Genomic DNA, 1,244 nt, shown 5'->3' with positions numbered 1-1,244 from the left:
TGAAGTGTCCCAGGTTTTGTTCCGTTTGAGTAGATGGGAAATCTGGAATATGCCAAGAAAATTTGACCAGGATGCGAAGGATCGTGTGGTCCGTCTTGTAGAGGACCGCATCTTGGCGGAAAATATGTCGATGCAAGCCGCGTGCCAGGCAGTAGCCCCAAAGCTGGGGGTGTCATGGCACACAGCCCGTCAATGGACCCAACAGGCCCGCCGTGCGGGAAACATCCCAGAACCCGTGCCTGAAGATCTGGCCGCCGAAAACGCGAGGCTTCGCCGTGAAAATCAAGAGCTACGCGACACCAATGAACTTTTAAAGGCTGCCTCAGCTTTTTTCGCGTCGGAACTCGACCCAAAACGTCGGAAATGATCCGGTTCATCGATGAATACCGGAATCGTTTCTCTGTCGAGTTCATCTGTAAGACGTTGAAGAAAAACCGCGCTGGTGGGTTCATCACCTCGCGTGGGTATCGTCAGTCCAAGGCCCGTGGGGTAAGTGCTCGCGGCCTTCGTGATGCTGTGCTGGTTGAACGCATTAGTGCTATCCATCGGGATAATTACGGCATCTACGGTGTGCGGAAAATGTGGCATGCTCTTCATCGTGACGGAATCGATATCGGTCGTGAACAAACCGCGCGGCTGATGCGTCTAGCCGGTGTATCAGGCAAAGGCAAAGGCCGCTCGCCTATGACCACTCGCACACCTCAAAGGCCGGATTTGCGCCCGGACTTGGTGGAGCGAGAATTCAAAGCCGAAGGCCCGAACAAGCTGTGGGTGGCTGATATTACCTACGTGCGCACGAAGAAAGGCTTTGTGTATGCCGCGTTTGTCACCGATGTTTACTCCCGACGGATCGTTGGGTGGGCGTTATCAGATTCCATGCGCACCGAAGCGTTGCCGCTGCAAGCTCTCAACCAGGCGATCGCGTCTGCTGAGGAAACAACAGGTCTCATTCATCATTCGGATCACGGCTCGCAGTATGTCAGCGTTGTCTACAACGAGCGTCTTGCCCAGCACGGGATTGCCGCTTCCACCGGAACTGTTGGCGACTCCTATGACAATGCTCTGGCGGAAAACGTTAATGGTTCCTACAAAAACGAGCTGATCCATACTCGCAGGTGGGATGAGGTTGTCGAGGTGGAAATCGCGACGTTTGAGTGGGTGTCATGGTGGAACGAGACGAGGCTTCACCAAAGCTTGGGCTACCGCACGCCAGCTGAAGTGGAAACCGAATTTTGGGACCAGCA

Annotated in this window: 2 protein-coding genes; both read left to right on the top strand. The window is 54.5% G+C overall.

Annotation, left to right across the window (positions count from 1 at the left end; genetic code table 11):
- Positions 1 to 49: 49 nt before the first annotated feature.
- Positions 50 to 367 (top strand): transposase, encoded by a 318-nt coding sequence (locus tag ABRP88_RS11335; protein ID WP_013887466.1) that lies wholly within the window; start codon positions 50 to 52, stop codon positions 365 to 367.
- Positions 364 to 1,244: IS3 family transposase (locus tag ABRP88_RS11330; RefSeq protein ID WP_023027936.1), on the top strand; the 881-nt coding region annotated here is incomplete at its 3' end. The genes ABRP88_RS11335 and ABRP88_RS11330, both read left to right, overlap by 4 nt.

This window comes from Corynebacterium sp. KPL2734 (assembly GCF_040225595.1).
Lineage (GTDB): Bacteria > Actinomycetota > Actinomycetes > Mycobacteriales > Mycobacteriaceae > Corynebacterium > Corynebacterium rhinophilum.
This window is presented reverse-complemented; position numbering and strand designations above follow the sequence as displayed.

Excerpts from the sequence above, each read along its gene's own strand:
- ABRP88_RS11335 (WP_013887466.1), top strand. The coding sequence starts at position 50 with ATGCCAAGAAAATTTGACCAGGATGCGAAGGATCGTGTGGTCCGTCTT.